Source organism: Acetobacter garciniae (assembly GCF_017377735.1).
Taxonomy (GTDB): Bacteria; Pseudomonadota; Alphaproteobacteria; order Acetobacterales; family Acetobacteraceae; genus Acetobacter; species Acetobacter garciniae.
On sequence record NZ_JAFVMH010000001.1, the window covers coordinates 512,451 to 533,510 of the forward strand.

The window sequence follows — 21,060 nt, forward strand, 5'->3', positions numbered from 1 at the left end:
GTCAATCAGCCATCCTCCAGATGCAGCAGCAACGTGATCGCCAGGCACAGGCCGGCAAGGGTAGGCGCCCATGCGGCCAGCAACGGCGGGAGCGCTCCCGACTTGCCGAACTGCTCCGCCACCTTCGATACGGTGAAAAGCAGAAAACCGGCCGCAACACCAGACCCGATCATTTTCGCCACACCCCCGTGGCGCGAAGGACGCATGGAAAAACCCGCAGCCACCAGGGCCATGGTGCCCGCCAGGATGGGCAGCGCCAGGAGCGACTGGAAATGCAGCCTGTGCCGGATGGAGGAAAATCCCGAGCGTTCCAGCAGGGAGATAAAACTGGGCAGCGCCCAGACGGACAGCGTATCGGGGGAGGCAAAGCTTTCCTGCACCCTGTCCACCGTCAGGTCGGTCGGCAGCAGCATGTGCCCCACGGGGGATTGCACTTCATCGGGGCGGACGGTGGAGGCACCTTCCAGGCTCCACGCACCCTTGGCCAGGTAGCCACTCGGCGCGTCGATTCGCGATATCAGCGTGTCCTGCGGGCTCAGGCGCAGGACGGTAATGCCCTCGATCCGCAGCACCCCGTCCTTGAGCTGCACGCCCTGCGCATGCAGGATCGCAACGCCATGCGTGTCTTCCTGCGTGTCCGACTGGCGCAGCCACAGCGATCCGCTGGAAAAATTGAGCGGGCCGCCGCCGGTGCGCAGGTAAAGCTGGTCCAGTTCCTCCGCCTGGCGGTACATCATGGACGACAGGGGAGAAATCAGCATGGTGCCGATCGCCCCCGTGACAATGGCACAGGCCACCGGCGCGGTCAGGAACTGCCAGGCCGAAACCCCCGATGCCCGCGCCACGATCAGTTCGGACGAACGCGTCAGGCGCCAGAAACAGACAATGCCGCCCAGAAGAATGGCGAAGGGCAGGATTTCCATGGAAAAATAGGGAATATGCAGGGCGGCGATTTTCGTCACCACGTTGGTGGAGACATCGGGCTTGGTCGCGACCCGCCGCAGCAGGTCGATAAAGTCGAACAGGCAGACGATACCCGTCAGCGACGCAAGCATCGACAATACCGACAGCACGAACTGCCGGGCAATGTAACGGGAGAGGGTAACGGCCACCATCATCCGCCAGACCCTTTCCTCACGCTTGTCGTGGCCTTGCCTTGGCTGCCTGCATCTCCGGCACGAACAGGATGGCCGAGCAGACAAGCCCGGGCAGCAGCGCGAGCACAGGTATCAGGGGAATAAGGGCAATATTGCGGCCGGCCAGGTTTTGCAGCAGCAGGCTTACCGCCAGTAGTGCCACCACGCTCAGCACCGCCGCCAGCGGGCGCTTGATGTTTCCATGGCGCGAAAACGCCCCGCGCAGCACCGCGAACAGCCCCACCATGGCAAAGGAAAAGCATGTCAGCGGTGACGCCAGGCGCCGCCACCCCTCTACCTTGACCTTGCCGATATCCTTGGGTGCCACTTCCTTGGGGTTGGGGTAGAGCAGTTCCCCAAGCGACATTTCGCCCACATCGCGCGACCCGTTATCCGTCTGCTTGGCGGAGGCAAGGTCTATGGTGTCCTCCTTGAAGGCCAGCACGTTCAGCCGACCGGTCTTGTGGTCGATGCTCTGGCGCGTGCCATCGTAAAGAATAACCCTCGGTGCGTTGTTCACAATGATAATGGTGCCATGGTTGGCCAGGATCGTGGCCCGGTTATCGGGCTGGCGGTCATCTTCGACCATGATCCCGCGCAGCAGGCCGTTCTGCGCCCGCGCGCGGATATAGACGACCATCGTGTCCGAAACCTTGGTGAAGACTCCTTCCTGTAACAGGAAGGCGGCCATTTTGTTCCGTATCTCGTATTCATATTGCTTGAACGCATGGTACGAGGTGGGAACAATCCACAAATTGAGGATGAAGGCGGCGATCGTGGCCAGCCCCGCGCAGACCAGCCCGGGCCGGGCCAGTGCGATGGGGGAAAGCCCGACGGCCTGCATGACGGTCAGTTCCCGGTCCCCCGCCAGCCGCTGGTAAACGAACAGGCTGACGACAAAGGTGGTGATCGGCAGGATAACCGCCACGAAGGAGGGAATGAGCAGGCTTGTCAGTTCCAGGAACACCCGGAACGACAGGCCCCGGTCCACGACAAGGGAGACAAACCGCAAGGACTGCATAAGCCAGATCAGCGCCGCCAGCCCGCCAGTCGTGGCCAGCAGTGCGATCAGCAACTGGTGAAATATGTAACGGTCCAACGTGCGGACACGCCGTTGCAGCCAGGTCATGGGCAAATGAACAGTCATCTCGCTGTTATCTACCTTACCCCTGCGCGAAACAATAGTCCCCCTTGCGCGGTGTCTTCGGGCAAGGGGGAAGGCGGGTGCTCAGAACAGCAGGATCACCCCGCACGACGCGGTATTGTCGCTTTGCGTGTTGGGGCCATGTGCGGCGGATGACGTATTGGCGTATTCGCCCACCAGGTTCAGCCAGTCCGTCAACTGGTAGTAGGCAGCCCCGATAATGGACTGGTTGCGCCTGACCAGCATGGTGCTGGCTTCTCCCGGGGCCTGGTAGAGATTGCTGACACCATAGCTGCCCACCAGTTTCAGGCGCTTGGTGGCATGGTAGGCGGCCTGCACGTAATACCCTTCGGATGCGCGCTTGCGGCCGTTGGCGGCCACCCCGTCAAAGAACAGGGCGGTGGTGCCCAGCCCGCTGCCACGGTAGTAATAGGCAACGCCTTCGAACGGACCGTAGGTAAGCTTGGCGCCGATATCGCCCGCTTCCACCATCGCCCCGCGGCGCATGGCGGCGTTGATCTCCGCCCCCTGCAATGCCTGCTGGTGCTGGATCAGGAAGCTGGCCCAGATCCGGGCCTGCACCTTGCCGAAGGTCGCATCATACGTGACCTTGCCCTGCACCATGGGGGAGGAATGCTGCGTGGATGTCGCGGAATAGTGGCTGACCACGCTGTTGGTTGCATCGGCGTAGTTGAATTCGTCCAGCGGCTGGAAAATGCCGACCGCGCCCTGAACCCCGGCGATCTTGGGCGAGGTATAGGAAATCTGCGGAATCCAGTCCGCATAGACATAGCCCACGCCAATACGGCCCAGCGAGGTATTGCCCGGGGCGGAGTTGCTGCCCGTGGCACCGACGCTGAGCAGTGTCGCATCGTTCAGGATCGCATCGCCGCCGAAAAATGCCAGGTCGCGTCCGACCTTGAACGTGCCGATATCGGAATTGCCGAATGTCACGTAAACCTGTCGAAAATCGATACCCGCGGTGCCCAGGCCCACCGGGCTGCCGCCGGTATTGGCGTTGAACGCGCCGTTCTTGGCATTGTTGATGCCCGGATACATGCCCATGACGGCCGAAATATCGATCCCCTGCTGGCGGGTGCTCATCTTGAGAATGAACCCGGCGGGCAGAAGGCCGTTGCGCACGGCGGAGGAATCGAACCCGCTGGACCCGCTCGACACACCACCGGCCACCGGCCTGCCGCCGGCAGGGCTGTTATAGGTGTAAAAGCCGTTGATGAAGCCCGAGAGATTGATGTTGATCGGCCCGGCCTTGAAGGTAATCCCCTTGCCGGCCACGTATTTGTCCACCCGCACGATATCGGACGTGTTCAGGGAGGCCAGGGCGGCCTGGGCCTGCTGGGCGCTAAGCTGCGCGCGGGATGCGGCATTTTCCGCCCGGCTGGTGGCATCGATTTCGGAACTGCCCGGATCGAACCGGATCCCCGGCTCGTAACCGCTGCTTACGCCGTGCCCGTCCGCCACGGTGCCGTACTGCGCGCCGTGGCTTGCCGAGGCAACATGCACGGGGCGGCCCGCATGGCGCGTGGCGCCGCTGTCGGGGGTTGCCGCTGCCCCGTGGTGCAGATGCTTGGCCAGCAGGGTGTCGTATTCGTGCTGGGTCAGGCTGCCCTTGGCGCGCAATACGTCCAGCAGATCGGAATAGTCATCGGCCCATGCTGTGGGGGAGACCATCGGCAGGCCGCTCACGGATGCTGTGATGAAGGTGACAAGCAGCGCCGCTTTTTTCGATGCCATTGAATCCGATGCTCCCGACGGGTTGAAATTGCTCTTTGAAAGACAAGGCGTTGCGTCGTCAATGTGTTGCTTTGCGCACCATGATGCCCGTGGGCTGATGCTCCCGCTAGTAATAACAAGACGTTATCGGGTTCGGGGTGGAAAAAACCGGCCGTTCCATACGGGAAAATGCGCCCGAGGGGAAGAATAGGAGAAAAAAATGGATTTGAAATAATATTTTAGATTCAATGAATTATTATATTATTTTAATTCGTTACGCGGAACCGACGGCACGAATGATTGTTATAGCAAGCACTCATCGGCTGGTTTTTAAGACAGCGCTATGCAACATCTTGCGCGGCGGTGCGTTATGCAATACTGGCCCGCCGGAAAGAGATATATCACAAAGTATTTATTGTGATGTGGTAAAATGCACTTGCGGGGAGCGATGCCCGCGCTGTGTTTTCAGGCGGCGCGGCACTGGGTGACCGGAGTCACTGACTGGCGCCATGCACCATGTGCCAAACCCCGCGCAAAGTGATAGAATGACTGGATCCCGCGTCGGTATATCCGGCGCGATATAGATATATGGAATGGGGAAGGCGGGTGGCAGGAAACGGAACGGACGATCCCAAAAGCGTGCCCCGCCCGATTACGGGCCTGGCCCCGGGGGCGACCCTGCCCGCAGGGGATGGCGTTGCGCTGGATGCTTCCATCACGCCCGCCTCCGTTACGGTGCCGGATTCCGAATTGCCCCGTTATGCGGGCCGACCCATCCTGTTCCTGCTGCGGTATATGCGCCACCGCCTGCTGGGCCATGTCATGGTCTTTGGCGCGGTGTGCATGGCTATCGGCAGTATCGTTCTGTCGTCCTACGGTATCCGGCATCTGGTTGACCTGCTGACGGCGCAGTCGCCCGGCATGCGCAACCCCGCCATATGGGAAGCCGTGGGCGGGCTGATCGGCCTGATCGCGCTGGACAATATCAGCTGGCGGATCGCGGGCTGGTTCGCGGCCCGGACCTTCGTGGCCGTCACGGGCGATATCCGCCAGGACCTGTTCCGCTTCCTGACCGGGCATTCCCCCGCCTATTTTGCCGAGCGCATGCCCACCTCGCTCGCCACCCGGATCGCGACGGCGGGCAGTGTCAGCTTCACCATGGAGAACATGCTTGCCTGGAACGTGCTGCCACCCGCGCTGAATGTGCTGTTTTCGGTGTGCCTCATGCTTTCGGTCAGCACCCTGATGGGCGGGGTGACGGTCGCCATCGCCGCCGTGCTGTGCTTCGTGCTGTTCCGCCTGGCCGTACGCGGGCGCGGCCTGCATGGGCATTATGCCGCCGCCGCCGCCGGGCTGGAGGGCGAAACGCTCGATGTCATGGGCAATATCGGGCTTGTGCGGGCTTTTGGCATGCGCAACCGTGAGCGCGCCCGCTTTAACGCCCTGACCCGCAAGGAAATGCACGAGCGCCTGAAATCCCTGCGCTATATGGAAAAGCTGCGGATGATCCACGCCGCCCTGACAGCGGTGATGACGGCGGGGCTGCTGATCTGGGCGGTGCTTCTGTGGCAGTGGCAGCAAGCGACGGTAGGGCAGGTGGTCATGATCATCACCCTGGGTTTCGCGGTGCTGCACGGCACGCGCGACCTTGCCCTTTCCCTGGTGGAAACCATCCAGCACAACGCGCGCTTGTCAGAGGTACTGTCCTCCCTGCTGGTGCCCTATGACATGCCCGATACCGACAATGCCGTAACACTCAAGGGGCCGGTGCTGGGCGACATCAGGTTCAACGATGTCAGCTTCTCCTACCCCGGCAGTGCGCCGGTTCTTTCGCATTTCGACCTGCATATCGCCCCGGGCACGCGGGTGGGGCTTGTCGGGCGTTCGGGGTCGGGCAAAAGCACGGTGCTGGCTCTGCTCCAGCGCATGCGGTTCGTGCAGTCCGGCGCGATCCTGCTCGACGGGCAGGATATCCGCGACCTGTCGGACGATGCGCTGCGTGCCTGCCTGTCCGTCGTGCCGCAGGATGTCTCCCTGCTGCATCGCACCGTGATGGAGAACATCCGCTACGGCCGGCCGGAAGCCACCGATGACGAGGTGTACGCGGCTGCGGCCGCCGCCGGGTGCAGCGGGTTTATCGAGGCCCTGTCCGAAGGGTTTTCCACCCTGGTGGGGGATCGCGGGGTCAAGCTTTCGGGCGGGCAAAGGCAGCGTATAGCCATCGCGCGGGCCTTCTTGCGCAACGCCCCCATCCTGATCCTGGACGAGGCGACAAGTGCGCTGGACACCGAGAGCGAGGAACACGTTCAGCGCGCACTCGACAGGCTGATGGTCGGGCGCACGGTCATTGCGGTCGCCCACCGGCTCTCCACCTTGCGGAATTTCGATCGAATCCTCGTCATGCAGGACGGCAGGATTGTTGAAGACGGTCCGCCGACCCTCCTTGAGCGTCGCAACGGACTTTACAGTCAATTTCTGAACAGACAGATGGCGCACACATAATGACATTCACCACGATTACGGACATTCAGGAGCAAGCCAGGCCAGAAGGACGCGGCGCGTTGGCGGCCTATGCCTACCAGCAGATCAGGGACCATTTGATATACTGCCATTATCAGGGGGGGGAGCGACTGGTGCTGCGCCCCGTGGCCGCCATCCTGGGGTTGAGCCCGACCCCCGTGCGTGAAGCCCTGCTGCGTCTCGTGTCCGAACAGGCGCTTGAACTGGACGAGCGCAACACAGCCTGCGTGCCGCTGACCACGCGCGAGACGTTTCTGGAAATTCATGCCGTGCGCGGGGATCTGGAAGAACGTGTGACGCGCGAACTCGTCACCCATATCACGCCCGAACAGGTCGAAATCCTTGCTGACCGGCACAAGGCCTTCATTGCGGCGTTCGATGCGCGCGACCCGCATGCGGCGGCGGTGGCGAATGTGGTCTTTCACAGCACGGCCGCCAGTTTTTCAAAACGTCCCCTGACAGTGGGGCTGATCAAGGGGCTGTGGGTGCGCATGGGGCCTGTCTATGCCGCAACCAGCAGCCTGCCCACCGTCAGTCCGGCCGATCCCAACCATCCGCACCTCAAGATCCTTGAAGCCTTCCTGAACCGGGATGAGGAGGCCGCTGTGACCGCCCTGCGGCAGGACTTCGTGCAGGCGCGCGAATGGCTGGAGCCCTTGCTCCGGCGCTGAAACGGCGCGGGCGGGCCGCTATCGCCCGCCACACTATCTGTTCATGATGTTCAGGAAGGGCGGGGCCAGACCGCCCGGTGGCCGCCCGGCGTTCGCGCCCGCCCCGGGGTGCGTGGCCCGCCCGATTTTTCAGGCCATTTTCATGTTCGGGGTGCTCCGGGCGAACAGGCGTCGCGCTGTCCGTCATGCGCGCATAGGGTTCCGGCAGCCCATCGCGTTCGTGCCTTGTCGGCACGAACGGTCACAGGCGTCGTGCCTGCTGCCCGCGATCTAGGCCGATGGTCCCGCTTATGCGCGAACGCGCCGTTTCAGCCGTTGTTGCCGGGGGCGGGCTTGCGGTCCGTAAGGCCGGGAACTTCCACGTCGATTTCCAGCACCGAGCATTGCGCGCCGCGATCCATCTTGATCTGGACCTTGTCCTGATCGACGGAGACATGGCGCTTGATCACTTCCATGATCTCGCGGTGCAGTTTGGCCAGCAGGTCGTCCTGGCCTTCACCCCCCATGCGTTCATGGGCGAGCAGAATTTGCAGCCGATCGCGCGCAACGGGGGCGGTGGAGCGTTTTTTCAGGAAGCTGGAGAGAAAGCTCATGCGACTCTCCGTCTGAACAGCCAGTCGAGCAGGCCCTTGCGTTCCACGGGAACAGTCACTTTCACATCCTCGCCCATCAGGCGGCGCGCCGCTTCGGCATAGGCGCGCGCGGCAGAGCTTTCTGGCTCGGCAATGGTGACCGGGGCGCCCAGGTTGGATGCCTTGAGCACGTCCTGGCTTTCGGGCACGATCCCCAGCAGCGGGATGGACAGAATTTCCAGCACGTCATCGGTCGCCAGCATGTCGCCGCGTGCGGCGCGCTGCGGGTCATAGCGGGTGAGCAGGAGAAATTTCTCCATTTTCTCGCCCTTCTTGGCCTTGTCGGTCGTGCTGTCCAGCATGCCGATAATGCGGTCGCTATCGCGCACGGATGACACTTCGGGGTTGGTGACGATCACCGCCATGTCGGCATGGTGCATGGCCATCTGCGCGCCGCGCTCGATCCCGGCGGGGCTGTCGCAGATCACCCAGTCGAACTTGGTGCTAAGCTCGGCTATGACCTTGGCGACCCCTTCGGCCGTCAGCGCGTCCTTGTCGCGGGTCTGCGATGCGGGCAGGAGCGAGAGTGTCTCGATCCGCTTGTCCTTGATCAGGGCCTGGGCAAGATTCGCATCGCCCTGGATGACATTGATCAGGTCGAACACCACGCGGCGCTCAGCGCCCATGATCAGGTCGAGATTGCGAAGGCCTACGTCAAAATCCACCAGAACCACATTTTGGCCCGCCTTGGCCAAGGCGGCCCCAAGGGCTGCGGTGGTCGTGGTCTTGCCGACGCCCCCTTTACCTGACGTGACGACCAGAACCTTTGCCATCAGTCTTCCTTTTCTTGTTGTCTGAGCCCGTACTGTCGTGGCCGATCCGTGGTCTCGGGCACTGTCACGACATTACCTGCTGCATTGCAAAATGTAACTTCGAATCTTTGTCCTGTCCGTTTGTTTTCGCAACACGGTACCTTTTATGGCAGGGTTTTGAAAACAAGGGTTTCCCCCGACAGGAATACCTGGGTCGGCTTTTCGGCGCAGGCGGGGTCCATTTCTTCGGCCGTGGCGTAAAACCCGTCTATGGCGACCAGTTCCGCCGCCAGTTTCTGGGTATAGATCCGCGCCTGGGCGTGCCCGCCAATGCCCGCGATCGCCCGGCCCCGCAGGGCCCCGTAAACATGCACGGACCCGCCGGCAGAAACTTCCGCACCCGATGCGACCGAGCCCATGATGACGATATCGCCTTCCGGCCAGACGATATGCTGGCCTGAACGCACGCTTTCTTCCAGCACCAGCGGCGTGGACACGGGCGGGGCGGGTTGCGTGTCCGGGGTGGCGGGTTCGGCGGTGGGGGCGGGGGTTCGCCCGCTTACCGGGCTTTCGGGCCAGTCCCACTTGGCTGCGGCGGCCCAGGTGCGATCGCCCCCTTCAAGCCCCAGCACGCGTATGCCGCGTTCCTTCAGCGCGGGCATGAGCCCGGCCAGGTCCGGTGTTTCTGCCTGCATCAGGGCCAGGTCGATAATGACCGGCTTGCCCGCGAAAAACCCGACCGAACGGGCGATCTGCTGGTCCAGGGCGGCCAGCCAGTCGGCCAGCGGGGCTTCAGGGGTCAGGGTCAGTGCGAGAAAGGAACGCCCCGACATGCGGATACGCGGAAGGTGGTTGGGTGTGGCGGACACGGAACGCTCGCTCTGGGATCAACGGACGGCTGCGGCGCGCGGCGGGTGGCCGGGGCGCTGCGCGATAGTCTTGTGTCTGTTACGCATCGGGTGGCCGAAGGCAAGGGTTTTTAGGCAATGTGATACCCCCATTGCCGGTTTTCCCTCTGGCGTGGCCTTCGGCATTGTCATAAATGAAGGTTATGCGTACCCTTCTTCATTTTCCGCTTTCTCCGGCCAGCCGCACCGTGCGCCTGGTGCTGGGGGAAAAACGCCTCCCGTTCGAACCGATTATCGAACGCCCATGGGAACGGCGCCCCGAACTGCTGTCCCTGAACCCGGCGGGGGATGTTCCCGTACTGGTGGAAGACAACGGGCTTGTGGTGCCTTCCGTACACGTCATCTGCGAATATCTGGAAGAAGCGTATTCCGACACGCCACTGCTGGGCCGCACGCTGGCCGAACGGGTGGAGGTGCGCCGCGTGGCCGAATGGTTCGACACGCTGTTCGCGCGCGAAGTGTCGGGCCGCTTTATCGACGAACGCGCGCTCAAGCGCCTGAGCGGGCGCGGCAATCCCGATGGCGGCGCCCTGCGTGAAGCCTATGCCTCCATGCGCCCGCTGATGAAATACATCAACGAACTGGCCGAAAACCGGAACTGGCTGGGCGGGGGCTTTCTTTCCCTGGCCGATTTCACGGCGGCGGCCCATCTGTCCTGCCTCGACTTCATTGGCGATATCGACTGGGCCCGCGTTCCCGCCCTGCGGGACTGGTACGCGCGAATGAAATCCCGCCCCAGCTTCCGCCCCCTGCTGGCCGATCGTGTTTCCGGCATTACCCCGCCCGACTTTTATACCAACCTGGATTTCTGACCCCTTGACCATGCAAGCCGGGCGGGCCACGCCAGATGTCATCATCGTGGGCGGCGGGGCTGCCGGCCTTATGGCCGCCCTGACTGCCGGGCGCAGGGGGCTGGATGTGCTCGTGCTCGAACACGGGCCGGAGGTCGGGCGCAAGATCCTGATTTCGGGCGGTGGGCGCTGCAACTTTACCAACACGGACATGCGGGCGGAATGTTTTTATTCCGCCAACCGCCATTTCGTGAAATCCGCACTCAGCCGCTACCGGCCCGAGCATTTCATACAGATGATGGCCCGCCACCAGATCCCCTGGCATGAAAAGAAACTGGGCCAGCTTTTCTGCGACCATTCCGCGCGCGACATCGTGCATATGCTCCTGGCCGAATGCCGGGCGGCGGGTGTGCGGATCATGACGGATGTGCGGGTGGGGGCCGTTACCCGCTCGGATGTTTTTAATGTCCAGACTTCCGCCGGGGTGTTTGTGGCACGTGCCCTGGTGCTGGCCACGGGTGGGCTGTCCATTCCCAAGCTGGGGGCGAGCGGGTTCAGCTACGATGTGGCGCGACAGTTCGGCCTGCCGGTCATCACCCCCGAACCGGCCCTTGTGCCCCTGGTGTTCGGCCAGGCGGATGAGGCATGGGTGAAAACGCTTGCGGGGCTTTCCGTGCCGGCACGGGTGTCGTGCGGCAAGGTGGCGTTCGAAGAAAGCGTGCTGTTTACCCATCGGGGTCTTTCCGGGCCGGCCTTGTTGCAGATTTCGTCTTCCTGGCGGGCGGGACTTGCGGTCATGCTGGACCTACTGCCCGGTCAGGACCTGGCAGAACACCTGGGCAGGCTGAAAAAAAGCGGCTCCAAGGCGCGCGGGGCAGGGGCTTTGGCGCGCTGGCTGCCCCAACGCCTTGCCCAGAGCCTGGCCGAACTTTACGCGCCCCAACGCGTGCTGGCCGAATGGGCGGACAGGGATATCCGGGCCATGGCGGCACAGGTCCACCACATGGCGCTGCACCCCACCGGCACCGAAGGCTTTGCCAAGGCCGAGGTCACGCGCGGCGGTGTGGACACACGCGCGCTGTCATCGCGCACGATGGAGGCGCGCGACGTGCCGGGCCTGTATGTGGTGGGGGAGGCGGCGGATGTCACCGGCTGGCTGGGTGGCTACAATTTCCATTGGGCCTGGGCCAGCGGTTTCGCCGCGGGCGAAAGCATAGGGGCCGCTGTATAGGCCGCGTGCATCCGGCGTCGTTCAGGGCCGGGCGTTAACGCCTGATGCCGTGGCACGGCGCGTATCTTGGCCCGGCTTCCGCCCCCACGCCGTGCCCGACCGTTACGGAGTGGCGCTGTTTTCTCCTTCCGCCGCCAGTTCCAGCGCGCGGGCGTAGACCGTGCGTTTGGGCAGGCCGATGGCCGCCGCCGCCAGGGCTGCCGCATCCTTGACCGAATGCGTGCGCAGCAGACTGCGCAAGGTCGTATCCAGGTCGTCGGCGGCATTCTCGTCCTGCGGGGCGGGGCCGAGCAGAAGTGTAATTTCACCGCGCGGCGGGCTTTCGCTGTAGAATGCGGCCAGTTCACCCGCCGTGCCCCGGCGGACTTCCTCGAAACGCTTGGTCAGTTCGCGGGCAACCACGGCCGGGCGGTCCGCGCCGAATACGGTGGCCATGTCCGCCAGCGTTTCGGCCAGGCGGTGGGGGGCTTCATGCCAGATCAGCGTGGCGTTCAGCCCCGCGCGTTCGGCGGCGTGCAGTTGGGCAAAGGCTTCCTTGCGGGCCGCCGAACGGGGGGGCGGAAAGCCCACGAACAGATAGGGGTGGGGCGGCAGGCCCGACAGGACAAGGGCGGCCAGTGCCGCATTGGGCCCGGGTACCACCGTTATGGGCAGGTCGGCATCGATGGCGGCGCGCACCAGCCTATAGCCGGGGTCCGACATCAGGGGCATGCCCGCATCCGATACCAGCGCAATGCGCGCCCCGGCTTTCAGGCGTTCTATCAGGGCGGGTACGCGCTGGCGTTCGTTGTGTTCGTGCAAGGCTTCGGTTCGCACGGAAATGCCACGCTCGCTCAGCAGGCGTGCCGTGGTCCGGGTGTCTTCGCACAGGACAAGGTCGGCCTGGGCCAGTGCCAGGGCGCCGCGCGGGCTGAAGTCCCCCAGATTGCCGATGGGTGTCGCCACCAGTGTCAGCCCGGGGGAAGAAGGCACATGACTTCGCCCCTCTCCTTCGCTATTGAGGGGAGCGGTCTGGTCGTGCTGCGCATCAGGCCGAGTGCTGCTAGAGGACGATCTGGATGATGACGCGTGCATACTCGCTCCTGTCAGGGCTTTTCCCCCAAGCTCTGGCGGTAAACGCCACACTGCGCAAGCCCGGTGTGGCCGGCACGGCCCCAAAGGGCGCGGTGGGCCGGTGCGAACCCATCTTCCGGACCTTGCCGGGGGGCACGGCTGTGGGAAAATTCGCAAGCCTTGGCCTGGCCTGCGGCCTCCTTGCCGCCTGTGCCGAACAGTCCACAACCCCGGGTGCGCCCGGTGCTGCGGCCCCGCCCGTAACGGCGGTAACGGCCAGCCACAAGGTCGGGGTGCTGTTGCCGATGAGCGGGCCCAACGCCGCTCTGGGCCGCGAATTGCTGGCGGGCGCGCAGCTTGCCCTGGCCGATAATACCGCCATCCAGGTCGACCTGCACGATACGGCGGCTGCGGGCGGGGCTGCGGCTGCGGCCACCGCCGCCGTGCAGGCAGGGGATGGCGTGCTGCTGGGGCCACTGACCAGTGGCGATACGGTTCTGGCCGCCCCCGCTGGGGTAGGGGCTGGCGTGCCGGTTCTGGCCTTTACCAGCGACGTGGCGCAGGCCCGCCCGGGTGTATGGGTCATGGGTATCACGCCCGAGGACCAGGTGCAGCGGCTTGTGGAACAGGCCCGCCATGACGGGCGGCAGCATTTTGCGGCCCTGCTGCCCAATACCCCGCTGGGCAAGGCCTTGGGCAATGGCTTGCAGGCCGCCTGCCGTGACCAGGGGCTGGGTGAGCCCGCCATTGTCTACCACGGGGGCACACCGGCCAGCATAGCCGATGCCATGCGCCAGCTTTCCGCCTATGATGCGCGCCTGGCCGCCGCCCGCCAGACCACGCAGGCCCCGGCGGCTCCCACCCCTGTCGCGCCCGCCGTGCCCCTGACGGGCAGCGCCAATCGGGCGGCTACCCTGCCGCCTGACCTTGCCGTCGCCCTGAACGCCAACGGCCCGCAACAGCCGCCCACCCCGTCGTCCGCCGCCCCGGCGGAGACCAACGTGACGCTGGGCAACCCGCCGTTCGATGCGCTGCTGCTGGGCGATACGGGGCTGAACCTCAAGACCGTGATTACGGAACTGAACACCGCGCAGGTCAGCCTGCCTGCCGTGCGGATCATGGGGCCGGGGCTGTGGTCCGCCTTCGCCACCAAGCTGGGCTCTATCCGCGGGGCATGGTACGCCGCCCCCGATCCGGCGTGGCGCCAGGGCTTTGTGTCGCGTTTCATGGCGCAGCACCAGCACGCCCCGCGCCCGCTGGCCGATCTGTCCTTCGATGCGGCAAGTGCCGTGCGCGCTGCGGCCCAGGGCAGTTCGGGCGTGTTCGCGCGTGATGTGCTGACACGGCCCACCGGCTTTCCCGGTGTCGATGGCACCTTTACCCTGCTGCCCGACGGGCGCGTGCGCCGCGCCTTGGGGGTGTTCGAAGTACTGGGCAACGGGGCTGAAGCCCGCATGCTGAGCATGCCCGCGCCGGGCAGTGCGACCTCGGGCTGAAAGGCGACGCCCATAAGCGCGACCGGGCGCGGTTGAGCAGGTCTTCCTGGGCCCGATACGGCGGGGCTCACCCACCGGTGGCGGACGGGCCGCGTCAGGCCCGCCCGCTCAGGGCTGAGACGGTCCGCCCGCCTTCGGGCTGCGTTTTTCAGCCATGACTCCCAGCGTATGGGCGACGCGTTCGATCACGTCGGTCCAGCGGCGGGGGGTGGACTGGCGGATGATATGCAGGGTCGGATACCACGGTGTGTCGGTTCGGCCCTGGAGCCAGCGCCAGCAGTTATCGTAACGGTCCATCATCAGCACGGGCTTGCCCAAGGCGCCGGCCAGATGCACGACGGATGTATCCACGCTGACCACGACATCGAGCGACATGATCAGGGCTGCCGTGTCATCCATGGTGTGGAGTTCGTCCGTCGGGTCATACAGGACCATGTCTTCGGGCGGGTCCATCATCTGCTGCGCGTAATGCCCCTTTTGCAGGCTGATGAGGTTGATGCCCGCCACATGGCTGAGCGGGGCGAGTTCACGCAGGTTGAGCGAGCGCCTGCGATCCACCACATTGGGCGCGATCATGGTCGGGCGCGGATCGCCCCCCCAGACAAGCCCCACGTTAAGCCGCCCGTTATCGGGCAGGAAGCGGGCCAGTTCGCGTATTTTCAGGCTGTCGGCGCGCAGGTAAGGGGGCGGCGTGCCCCAGGCATCCGGCGTTGCGGCAAAGACGCGCGGCAGGCTGATAAAGGGGCAATGCCAGTCATAATCGGGCACGGCACCGCCTACCTGCACCGTATGAACGCCCACCACCCGGCGGCACAGATCGGCCAGGGTTTGGGGCACCCATAAATGCGTTATGGCCCCCCTGTCCGACAGGGGCTTGATATAGCGCAAGTACATGAGCGTATCGCCCAGCCCTTCCTCCTGCGTGATCAGCACGCGGCGGCCGCGAATATCGGTATTGGCCCCCAGCGTGGGCATGAGCCTTGCAGGCGGCAGGGTGGTATGGCCGGGCAGGTTGAAGCGCCATTCATGTTCCTGCCAGCCATGGGCGTACAGCCCGGCCTTGAGCAGGGCTACGGAATGGTTCAGCCTGATCTGCGCATCTTCAGGGCGCAGGGTGATGGCGCGGCGGAAATGATCGAGCGCGTCTTCCAGCTGGCCCATGCCGGTCAGGATCGTGCCGATATTGGATAATGTTCCGGCATGGCGCGGATGGTCGCGGGCGGTTTCATGCAAGTGGGCAAGGGCGTCATCCATGTTGCCGCGTTCGGTCAGCGCCATGGCCAGCAGGTTGCGCGCCAGCGTGCTGTTCGGGCGCAGGGCGCTGGCCTGGCCCAGTATTTCGACCGCGTCGTCCAGTTGGCCCTGCTGCACCAGAAGGCTGCCCAGGGTTTCATGAATGCGCGCATCGTGCGGGGTGCGTTCAAGGGCCGCACGGCAGGTGGCCGTAGCTTCCACCCTGCGGTCCAGCGCGGCCATGACTTCGCTCAGGTCCTGCACGGGGTGCAGGCTGGTGGGGTTGCGGGTTGCGACTTCGCACAGCAGGGTGGCCGCCTGCGCGTGCCGCCCCGTGCCCGCCAGGCAGAACGCGTACAGGATTTTCGCCTGATCGTTACGCCCCGCCGCATAAGGTTCGAGAACAGGCAGCACCTGCGTGAAATGCCCCGCCTTGATCTGGGCCAGGGCGTGCTGAAGGGTCGAGGGATCGGGCGAGGGGGGCAAGGACACTGCGGCTTTCATGGCTGGATCACATGCTGTTCACGATAGGCGGCAACCACCCTACGACATAGAGATTAAGAAAAACCCGGCAATGCCCTGGGGGCACGCCGGGTTCATATGCGGGAAAAACCCTGGGGAAACCCCTTGGGCCCCTGGGAAACCACTGGCGAAATCCGTTGGCCGCAACCGCCGGATAACGCCACCGGGCCGAAAAGCCGAAGCATGGGGCCTGTTAGGCGGCTTTCATCGCTGCTGTCAGGGATTCCAGCACTTCGGTCGGCTCTTTCTTTTCCAGCACCGCGACCTCGGCCACAAAGCGTTCCTGTGCCGCTTCGAACAGCTTGCGTTCGCTGAAACTGCCGTCAAGACTGTCGACATTGCGGCGCAGGTCACGCAGCACTTCGGCAATCTGCACCAGATCCCCGGAATTGATCTTTTCCTGGTAGGCCACGGCACGGCGTGCCCACATGCCCTTGCTGACATGCGGCTTGCCCTTGATGATGGCCATGGCCTTGTCCACGATCTCGCGCGAGACGATCTTGCGCAGCCCGGCCTTGCGGGCCTTGTTCAGGGGAATGCGCAGGGTCATCTGGTTGCCGGGGAACGAGATCTGGATGACCTCGAGCTTGGTCCCCGCGATCTCGTCGATCCCGATCCGGTCCACACGGCCGACCCCGTGTGCGGCATACACGATGGCGTCCCCTTCCTGGAAAGGGTCTTCATCCTTGACCTTGGTTTTTGCCTGGGCTGCGGTGGCGGCGGCGGCAGTACGTGCCATGGCGTCGGTTACGCCACCTTTTGGAGGTGTTCTGAACGTGTTCATGGGTATGACCATACCATAAAATCGGCGGTTTGTCTTGGGGTCGTTTATCGTGGGCCCGGACATCTCTCTGTCATGCGCGCCCGGGCCCTGCCGGTCATATTTCAATGCCCCTGATGGGGCCAAGGGCCGGGCGTGTCCTGTCGCCCGTGGGCTGGATCACGTCAATTTCGATACCGCGCGCCATGGTGGCCATGGGCAGGGCATGCGGCGTGCCCGCAAACGGTTCCTGCAGGTCTTTGGCACTTTTATCCAGCACCAGGAACAGGCAGCCCACAAGGGATGAACCCAGCGGGGTGATCCATTCCAGCGTCTGGACCATGGAGAGCGGCAGGACGATACAGAAGATATTGACCAGAACCCGGGGCAAGACCGAAAACTGTATGGGCAGGGGCGTGTTGCGGATACGTTCAAGCCCGCCCTGCGCATTGGCGATATCGGACAGGATGCGGTCGATCTGCCCGTGCACGGCCCCGTCTATGTTCTTCTTGCTGACCTCCGCCGCCACCCCCAGCCCGATCTGGTAGAGAATGGCGTTGGGCTTGTTGCGGTAGCCTGCGATGGCCTCCAGCATGGGCGGGGGCAGCAGGCGGGCTATGTCGGCGGTGGCGTCGTCCTTGCCCAGGGCCATGCGCAGCGCATGCGGGTAGGCGGCAATGGCGTACATCAGGTCATGCCTGTCCCCCAGCAGGGTGCCTGCCTGCCGCCCGAAGGACCGGCAGTTGTTGGTAATGGCCCCCCAAAGGGTCCGGGCTTCCCACCAGCGGGCATAGGCGCTGTTGGAACGAAAGCCCATGAACAGGGCCAGGGCGGAACCGATCAGCGACACCGGCAGGCTGGGCTGCTCCATCCATTCCTGATGAAAAACCTGGTAGAGAATGACGACGACCAGATCCCAGGTCGCCATAAGCAGGATAATGCCACGTACTTCATAGGCGATCGTGCGTAGACCCACACGCTGGTCAACAATCATATTAGAAATTCTCCAGTTCTGTCAGACCCGTATTGCCCCTGTACGTTCTAACATGACACAAGGGATATGGTTTTGTGTCGTGACAAGTTTTGTGGCCCACGCTGCACTGTAGGGCCCTTTCATGGCGAAAGGTTGAAGGATCGCGTGAGTATGGACGAACAATCTGAATTGAAGCTGAGAGAAGAACATCTCTGCCACGGCGGCGCTGTCCGGTTTTATGAACATCCTTCCACGACACTGGGGCTTGCGGCCCGGTTCGGCCTGTTCCTGCCGCCCGCCGCCCTGGCGGGGGAGAAGGTGCCGGTCGTGTACGTGCTGGCCGGGCTGACCTGCACGGATGAGACATTCCTGATCAAGTCCGCCGTGCTGGCCGAGGCCGCGCGGCTGGGGCTTGCCCTTGTCGCGCCCGATACGTCGCCCCGCGGTGCCGGCGTGCCGGGCGAGGACACCGATTGGGACATGGGCACGGGTGCGGGCTTCTACCTGGATGCGACACAGGAACCGTGGCGCAAGCACTACCGGATGGAAAGCTACATAACCCGCGAACTGCCCGCTCTGGTCGAGGCGGCGTTCCCGCTGGACGGGGAAAAGCGCGGGATTACGGGGCATTCCATGGGGGGGCACGGCGCGCTCGTTCACGCCCTGCGTGCGCCCGCCTTCTGGAAATCCGTTTCCGCCTTCGCGCCGATCGTCCATCCGTCCGCCGTACCCTGGGGCGAAAAGGCGTTTTCGGCCTATCTGGGGCTGGACCGCGCCACCTGGCGCAAATACGACACGGTCTGCCTGCTTGAAGACGGTTTTCGCCATCCCTCGACCATTCTGGTGGACCAGGGGGATGCCGATCAGTTCCTCGAACGCGAACTCCAGCCCTGGCATCTGGAAAAAGCGGCGGCAGCGGCCGGGCAGCCCCTTACCCTGCGGCGCCATGCCCAATACGATCATTCCTACTGGTTCGTGCAGAGCTTCGCGGTCGACCACCTGCGCCACCATGCGGCCATCCTGGGGAAGGTGGGGTAAGAACCCATATCTAGCTGGCGGGGCGTGCAGCCCCCGCCAGCGCCCCCAGCCATTTGACATATTCCATTGCCAGAATGCGCAGCGGCGTGGGCCGGAACGGGTGCTGCATGGCGGGTGGGGTGACCGGGCAGGGGTAAAGGGCCACATCCGGCAGGGTGCGGCCCAATTCCAGCATGGCCCGGCGCATGTGATAGCCCGCCGTGACCACGATCAGGCTGCCGATATGGTTGTCGACCACCCAGGTCGCGGTTTCCGCAGCGTTTTCTATGGTGGAGCGCGCCTGGTAGCCCAGTGTTACCCGTGCCGCCAGATCCTGCGGGGCAGAGGCAGGCAGCAGCGCGTGCAGTGATGTCTGCACATCCACGCCTGAAATCAGCAGCAGCCTTGCCCGGTTCTGTTCCAGCAGGCGCAGCGATGTCTCGATCCGGCCCGTGCCCCCGGTCAGTGCCACAATGCCATCGGCCTGGGGCAGTGGCCCCGCGGGTTTGAGCGCATCCCACGCGAACCAGCCCAGCCCCGCCAGCAACCCGCAGGCCAGCAGGGCGGCCGCCCGCGCCATGCGCCCAAGGACGGTCCTTTTGCGGCGCGCGCCGCGCTTTATGGCAGGCGACGCAGCCATAGCCGGACCATGACCTGCGTTGTCAGCCAGCAGATCAGCGCTGCAGCCACGGGCAATGCCGCAAGCCCCCCCAGCAACCCCTGCGGCACCAGATCGAAGCTGGCCATGATCGCCTGGGCCGGGGCTGTCGTCAGATCCGGGCTGTCCACGGTGGGGGTCATGCTGCCGAAGGGGGCGGCCATGCGAAGCAGAAAAAGCAAAGGCGGGCAGGCCAGCAACGCCCCCACAAGCCCGCCGCCGAATGCGAGCGAGGCCGTCCTGCGGGCAAAGCGCCCGGCAATATATCCGTCAGGTGCCCCAAGGCTGTGCAAAGTGGCGATAATGTCGCGCCGGGTGGCAAGGCCGGTATGGGCCGCCTGACCGGTTATGAGGGCTGCAATACCGCCCACGGTCAGCAGGGCCAGTCCCGCACAGGTCAGCAGGCTGTTGGCCAGGCTGTGCAGGCGTTCGCTCCACAGGGCGTTCTGTTCCACGATCACGCCCGGCACCTTGGCGGCCAGGTTCTGTTCCAGCGTGGGCGGCAGGTAAGCCCCCTGGGGCAGGGTCACGCGGATAACGGCGGGCAGGGGCAGGGCAGACCGGTCGGACGCGCCAAGCCAGGGGGCGAGAAGGCGGCTGATTTCCTCAGCACTCAGCCGATGGACTTCCGTGCCCGGCGGCAGGCCGGCCAGTTGGGCGAGAACGGCCTGTGCCCGGCTTGGCGCACCCGGCCCGGTGGACGCTTCGGGCGGTAGGGTCGCGGGCAGGCCACCGGCATTGGGTGCTGCGACGGTGGGCGGCGGGGCGGCCTGATCTGTCCCCTGGTCTGCCGCAGGGCCATTCCCCTGGGCTTGCGGCCCGGGCGCGGGCAGGCTTGCGCCGCCGGGCGGCGATGCAGGCTGGTCGGGATCGGGCACCTGGATTGTCACCAGTTGTGCGGCCCCCGCCGCCCAGCGCGCGGCCAGGGCCTGCGCCCCGCTGGCCCCGGCCAGGGTCAGCGCCGCCAGAAAGCCCATCATGGCGACAAGCACGAACAGGCTGCGATCGGGCAGCGCCTCGGAAAGGGAAAGGCCGTCGCGCCGCTTTGAGAACAGGGCTGTCACGCGGGGGGGTGTCCTTCATCGGCCACCAGCTTGCCCGCTTCCAGCACCAAAGCGGGCCGCGCCAGCCGGCGGATCAGCGTTTCGTTGTGGGTGGCGACAATGACGGTGGTGCCCATGGCGCTCAACTGCGCGAACATGTCCAAAAGCCGGTGGGCCTGGCTTTCTTCCAGCGCGTTCGTGGGTTCGTCGGCCAGGATCAGCCCGGGCCGATGGATGATGGCGCGTGCAATGGCCGTGCGTTGCTGCTCCCCGCCCGACAGATGGGCGGCCGACACACCCATGCGCGCGCCCAGCCCCACCCATTTTAAAATGGCCTCCACCTCGGTCTGGATTTCGTCTTCCCCGCGTTTTTGCAGCCTGAGCGGCAGGGCGACGTTATCGGCCAACGACAGGTCGGGCATGAGCCGGTAGTCCTGATGGACCATGCCGATTCTTTGCCGCAGCCTGACAAGGGCGGCGCGTTTCGTCTGCTCGCCTACAGCCTGGCCCAGAATCTCCATCCGCCCGGCCGAGGGCAGGGTTTCGACATGCAGCAGGCGCAGCAGGCTGCTCTTGCCCGCGCCAGACGGCCCCAGAAGCCAGCGGAACCCCCCTTGCGGCACATTGAAGGAAAGGTGCGAAAGAACCGGGGCGTGGTCCTTCCTGCCCCGCCGCCATGAGACATGGTCCAGGCGGATCATCGGCCTGGGCCTGAATGCAGCAGGGTATCGGGAACAGGCGTGTGGCGCATGGCCCAAGCTTAGCGGAGAGTGCGCAGCCCTGTCG

General features: G+C 64.5%; 19 protein-coding genes. 6 read left to right on the forward strand and 13 right to left on the reverse strand.

Annotated elements, in window-relative coordinates; genetic code table 11:
- Nucleotides 1-5 precede the first annotated feature (5 nt).
- The 3 genes from lptG to J2D77_RS02290 all read right to left on the reverse strand — a co-directional run bounded on the left by lptG (nt 6) and on the right by J2D77_RS02290 (nt 4,035).
- Nucleotides 6-1,118 carry an LPS export ABC transporter permease LptG gene (lptG, locus tag J2D77_RS02280; protein ID WP_207844649.1) on the reverse strand — a complete coding sequence of 371 codons (1,113 nt, stop codon included), beginning with the start codon at nt 1,116-1,118 and terminating at the stop codon, nt 6-8.
- Nucleotides 1,119-1,134: 16 nt separating this feature from the next.
- Entirely contained in the window at nt 1,135-2,283 is a 1,149-nt protein-coding gene (gene lptF, locus J2D77_RS02285) for an LPS export ABC transporter permease LptF (protein WP_207844650.1), read from the reverse strand.
- Between the two features lie 81 nt (nt 2,284-2,364).
- Nucleotides 2,365-4,035 carry a porin family protein gene (locus tag J2D77_RS02290; RefSeq protein ID WP_207844651.1) on the reverse strand — a complete coding sequence of 557 codons (1,671 nt, stop codon included), beginning with the start codon at nt 4,033-4,035 and terminating at the stop codon, nt 2,365-2,367.
- A 657-nt stretch (nt 4,036-4,692) separates the two neighbouring features.
- On the opposite strand from J2D77_RS02290, the gene J2D77_RS02295 reads away from it, so the two are divergent.
- Both J2D77_RS02295 and J2D77_RS02300 read left to right on the forward strand, forming a co-directional pair.
- Nucleotides 4,693-6,516 carry an ABC transporter ATP-binding protein gene (locus J2D77_RS02295; RefSeq protein WP_331000059.1) on the forward strand — a complete coding sequence of 608 codons (1,824 nt, stop codon included), beginning with the start codon at nt 4,693-4,695 and terminating at the stop codon, nt 6,514-6,516.
- A complete protein-coding gene (locus J2D77_RS02300; protein WP_207844653.1) occupies nt 6,516-7,205 on the forward strand; it encodes a GntR family transcriptional regulator in 690 nt (229 codons plus the stop codon). Before J2D77_RS02295 ends, J2D77_RS02300 begins: the two co-directional genes overlap by 1 nt.
- Before the next feature lie 308 nt (nt 7,206-7,513).
- Here J2D77_RS02300 and minE read toward each other — a convergent pair whose 3' ends face one another.
- The 3 genes from minE to minC form a co-directional block, all read right to left on the reverse strand.
- On the reverse strand, nt 7,514-7,798 hold the full coding sequence (gene minE / locus J2D77_RS02305; protein ID WP_207844654.1) for a cell division topological specificity factor MinE: 285 nt from the start codon (nt 7,796-7,798) through the stop codon (nt 7,514-7,516).
- Nucleotides 7,795-8,610 carry a septum site-determining protein MinD gene (gene minD / locus J2D77_RS02310; RefSeq protein ID WP_207844655.1) on the reverse strand — a complete coding sequence of 272 codons (816 nt, stop codon included), beginning with the start codon at nt 8,608-8,610 and terminating at the stop codon, nt 7,795-7,797. The genes minE and minD overlap by 4 nt, the downstream gene beginning before the upstream one ends.
- A 143-nt stretch (nt 8,611-8,753) precedes the next feature.
- Nucleotides 8,754-9,422 (reverse strand): septum site-determining protein MinC, encoded by a 669-nt coding sequence (gene minC / locus J2D77_RS02315; protein WP_220556014.1) that lies wholly within the window; start codon nt 9,420-9,422, stop codon nt 8,754-8,756.
- 218 nt (nt 9,423-9,640) lie between these two features.
- On the opposite strand from minC, the gene J2D77_RS02320 reads away from it, so the two are divergent.
- Both J2D77_RS02320 and J2D77_RS02325 read left to right on the forward strand, forming a co-directional pair.
- A complete protein-coding gene (locus J2D77_RS02320; protein ID WP_331000045.1) occupies nt 9,641-10,309 on the forward strand; it encodes a glutathione S-transferase family protein in 669 nt (222 codons plus the stop codon).
- Nucleotides 10,310-10,319: 10 nt separating this feature from the next.
- Entirely contained in the window at nt 10,320-11,519 is a 1,200-nt protein-coding gene (locus tag J2D77_RS02325; RefSeq protein ID WP_207844997.1) for a BaiN/RdsA family NAD(P)/FAD-dependent oxidoreductase, read from the forward strand.
- Between the two features lie 102 nt (nt 11,520-11,621).
- Here the strand turns inward: J2D77_RS02325 and rsmI are convergent, their stop codons facing one another.
- Nucleotides 11,622-12,593 carry a 16S rRNA (cytidine(1402)-2'-O)-methyltransferase gene (gene rsmI, locus J2D77_RS02330; RefSeq protein ID WP_207844658.1) on the reverse strand — a complete coding sequence of 324 codons (972 nt, stop codon included), beginning with the start codon at nt 12,591-12,593 and terminating at the stop codon, nt 11,622-11,624.
- On the opposite strand from rsmI, the gene J2D77_RS02335 reads away from it, so the two are divergent.
- Nucleotides 12,581-14,068, forward strand: coding sequence for a penicillin-binding protein activator (locus J2D77_RS02335; RefSeq protein WP_407927073.1), 1,488 nt, complete (start codon nt 12,581-12,583; stop codon nt 14,066-14,068). The two genes, rsmI and J2D77_RS02335, sit on opposite strands and share 13 nt — an antisense overlap.
- Before the next feature lie 108 nt (nt 14,069-14,176).
- On the opposite strand, the gene J2D77_RS02340 is transcribed toward J2D77_RS02335, so the two are convergent.
- The 3 genes from J2D77_RS02340 to J2D77_RS02350 form a co-directional block, all read right to left on the reverse strand.
- Entirely contained in the window at nt 14,177-15,793 is a 1,617-nt protein-coding gene (locus J2D77_RS02340) for a tetratricopeptide repeat protein (protein WP_331000161.1), read from the reverse strand.
- A 223-nt stretch (nt 15,794-16,016) separates the two neighbouring features.
- The gene (locus tag J2D77_RS02345; protein WP_207844661.1) at nt 16,017-16,607 is read right to left on the reverse strand and encodes a CarD family transcriptional regulator; all 591 of its coding nucleotides are present in this window, start codon (nt 16,605-16,607) and stop codon (nt 16,017-16,019) included.
- Nucleotides 16,608-16,701: 94 nt separating this feature from the next.
- Nucleotides 16,702-17,577: a bestrophin family protein gene (locus J2D77_RS02350; RefSeq protein ID WP_207844662.1), complete on the reverse strand. Its 876-nt coding sequence runs from the start codon at nt 17,575-17,577 to the stop codon at nt 16,702-16,704.
- Nucleotides 17,578-17,727: 150 nt separating this feature from the next.
- On the opposite strand from J2D77_RS02350, the gene fghA reads away from it, so the two are divergent.
- A complete protein-coding gene (fghA, locus tag J2D77_RS02355) occupies nt 17,728-18,594 on the forward strand; it encodes an S-formylglutathione hydrolase (RefSeq protein ID WP_207844663.1) in 867 nt (288 codons plus the stop codon).
- 10 nt (nt 18,595-18,604) lie between these two features.
- Here fghA and J2D77_RS02360 read toward each other — a convergent pair whose 3' ends face one another.
- Genes J2D77_RS02360 through J2D77_RS02370 form a run of 3 tightly spaced genes read right to left on the reverse strand, consistent with a single transcriptional unit; the run spans nt 18,605 to nt 20,975 of the window.
- Nucleotides 18,605-19,153 (reverse strand): YdcF family protein, encoded by a 549-nt coding sequence (locus J2D77_RS02360; RefSeq protein WP_331000060.1) that lies wholly within the window; start codon nt 19,151-19,153, stop codon nt 18,605-18,607.
- A gap of 38 nt (nt 19,154-19,191) precedes the next feature.
- On the reverse strand, nt 19,192-20,295 hold the full coding sequence (locus J2D77_RS02365) for a cell division protein FtsX (protein WP_207844665.1): 1,104 nt from the start codon (nt 20,293-20,295) through the stop codon (nt 19,192-19,194).
- The gene (locus J2D77_RS02370) at nt 20,292-20,975 is read right to left on the reverse strand and encodes a cell division ATP-binding protein FtsE (RefSeq protein WP_207844666.1); all 684 of its coding nucleotides are present in this window, start codon (nt 20,973-20,975) and stop codon (nt 20,292-20,294) included. Before J2D77_RS02370 ends, J2D77_RS02365 begins: the two co-directional genes overlap by 4 nt.
- Nucleotides 20,976-21,060 lie beyond the last annotated feature (85 nt).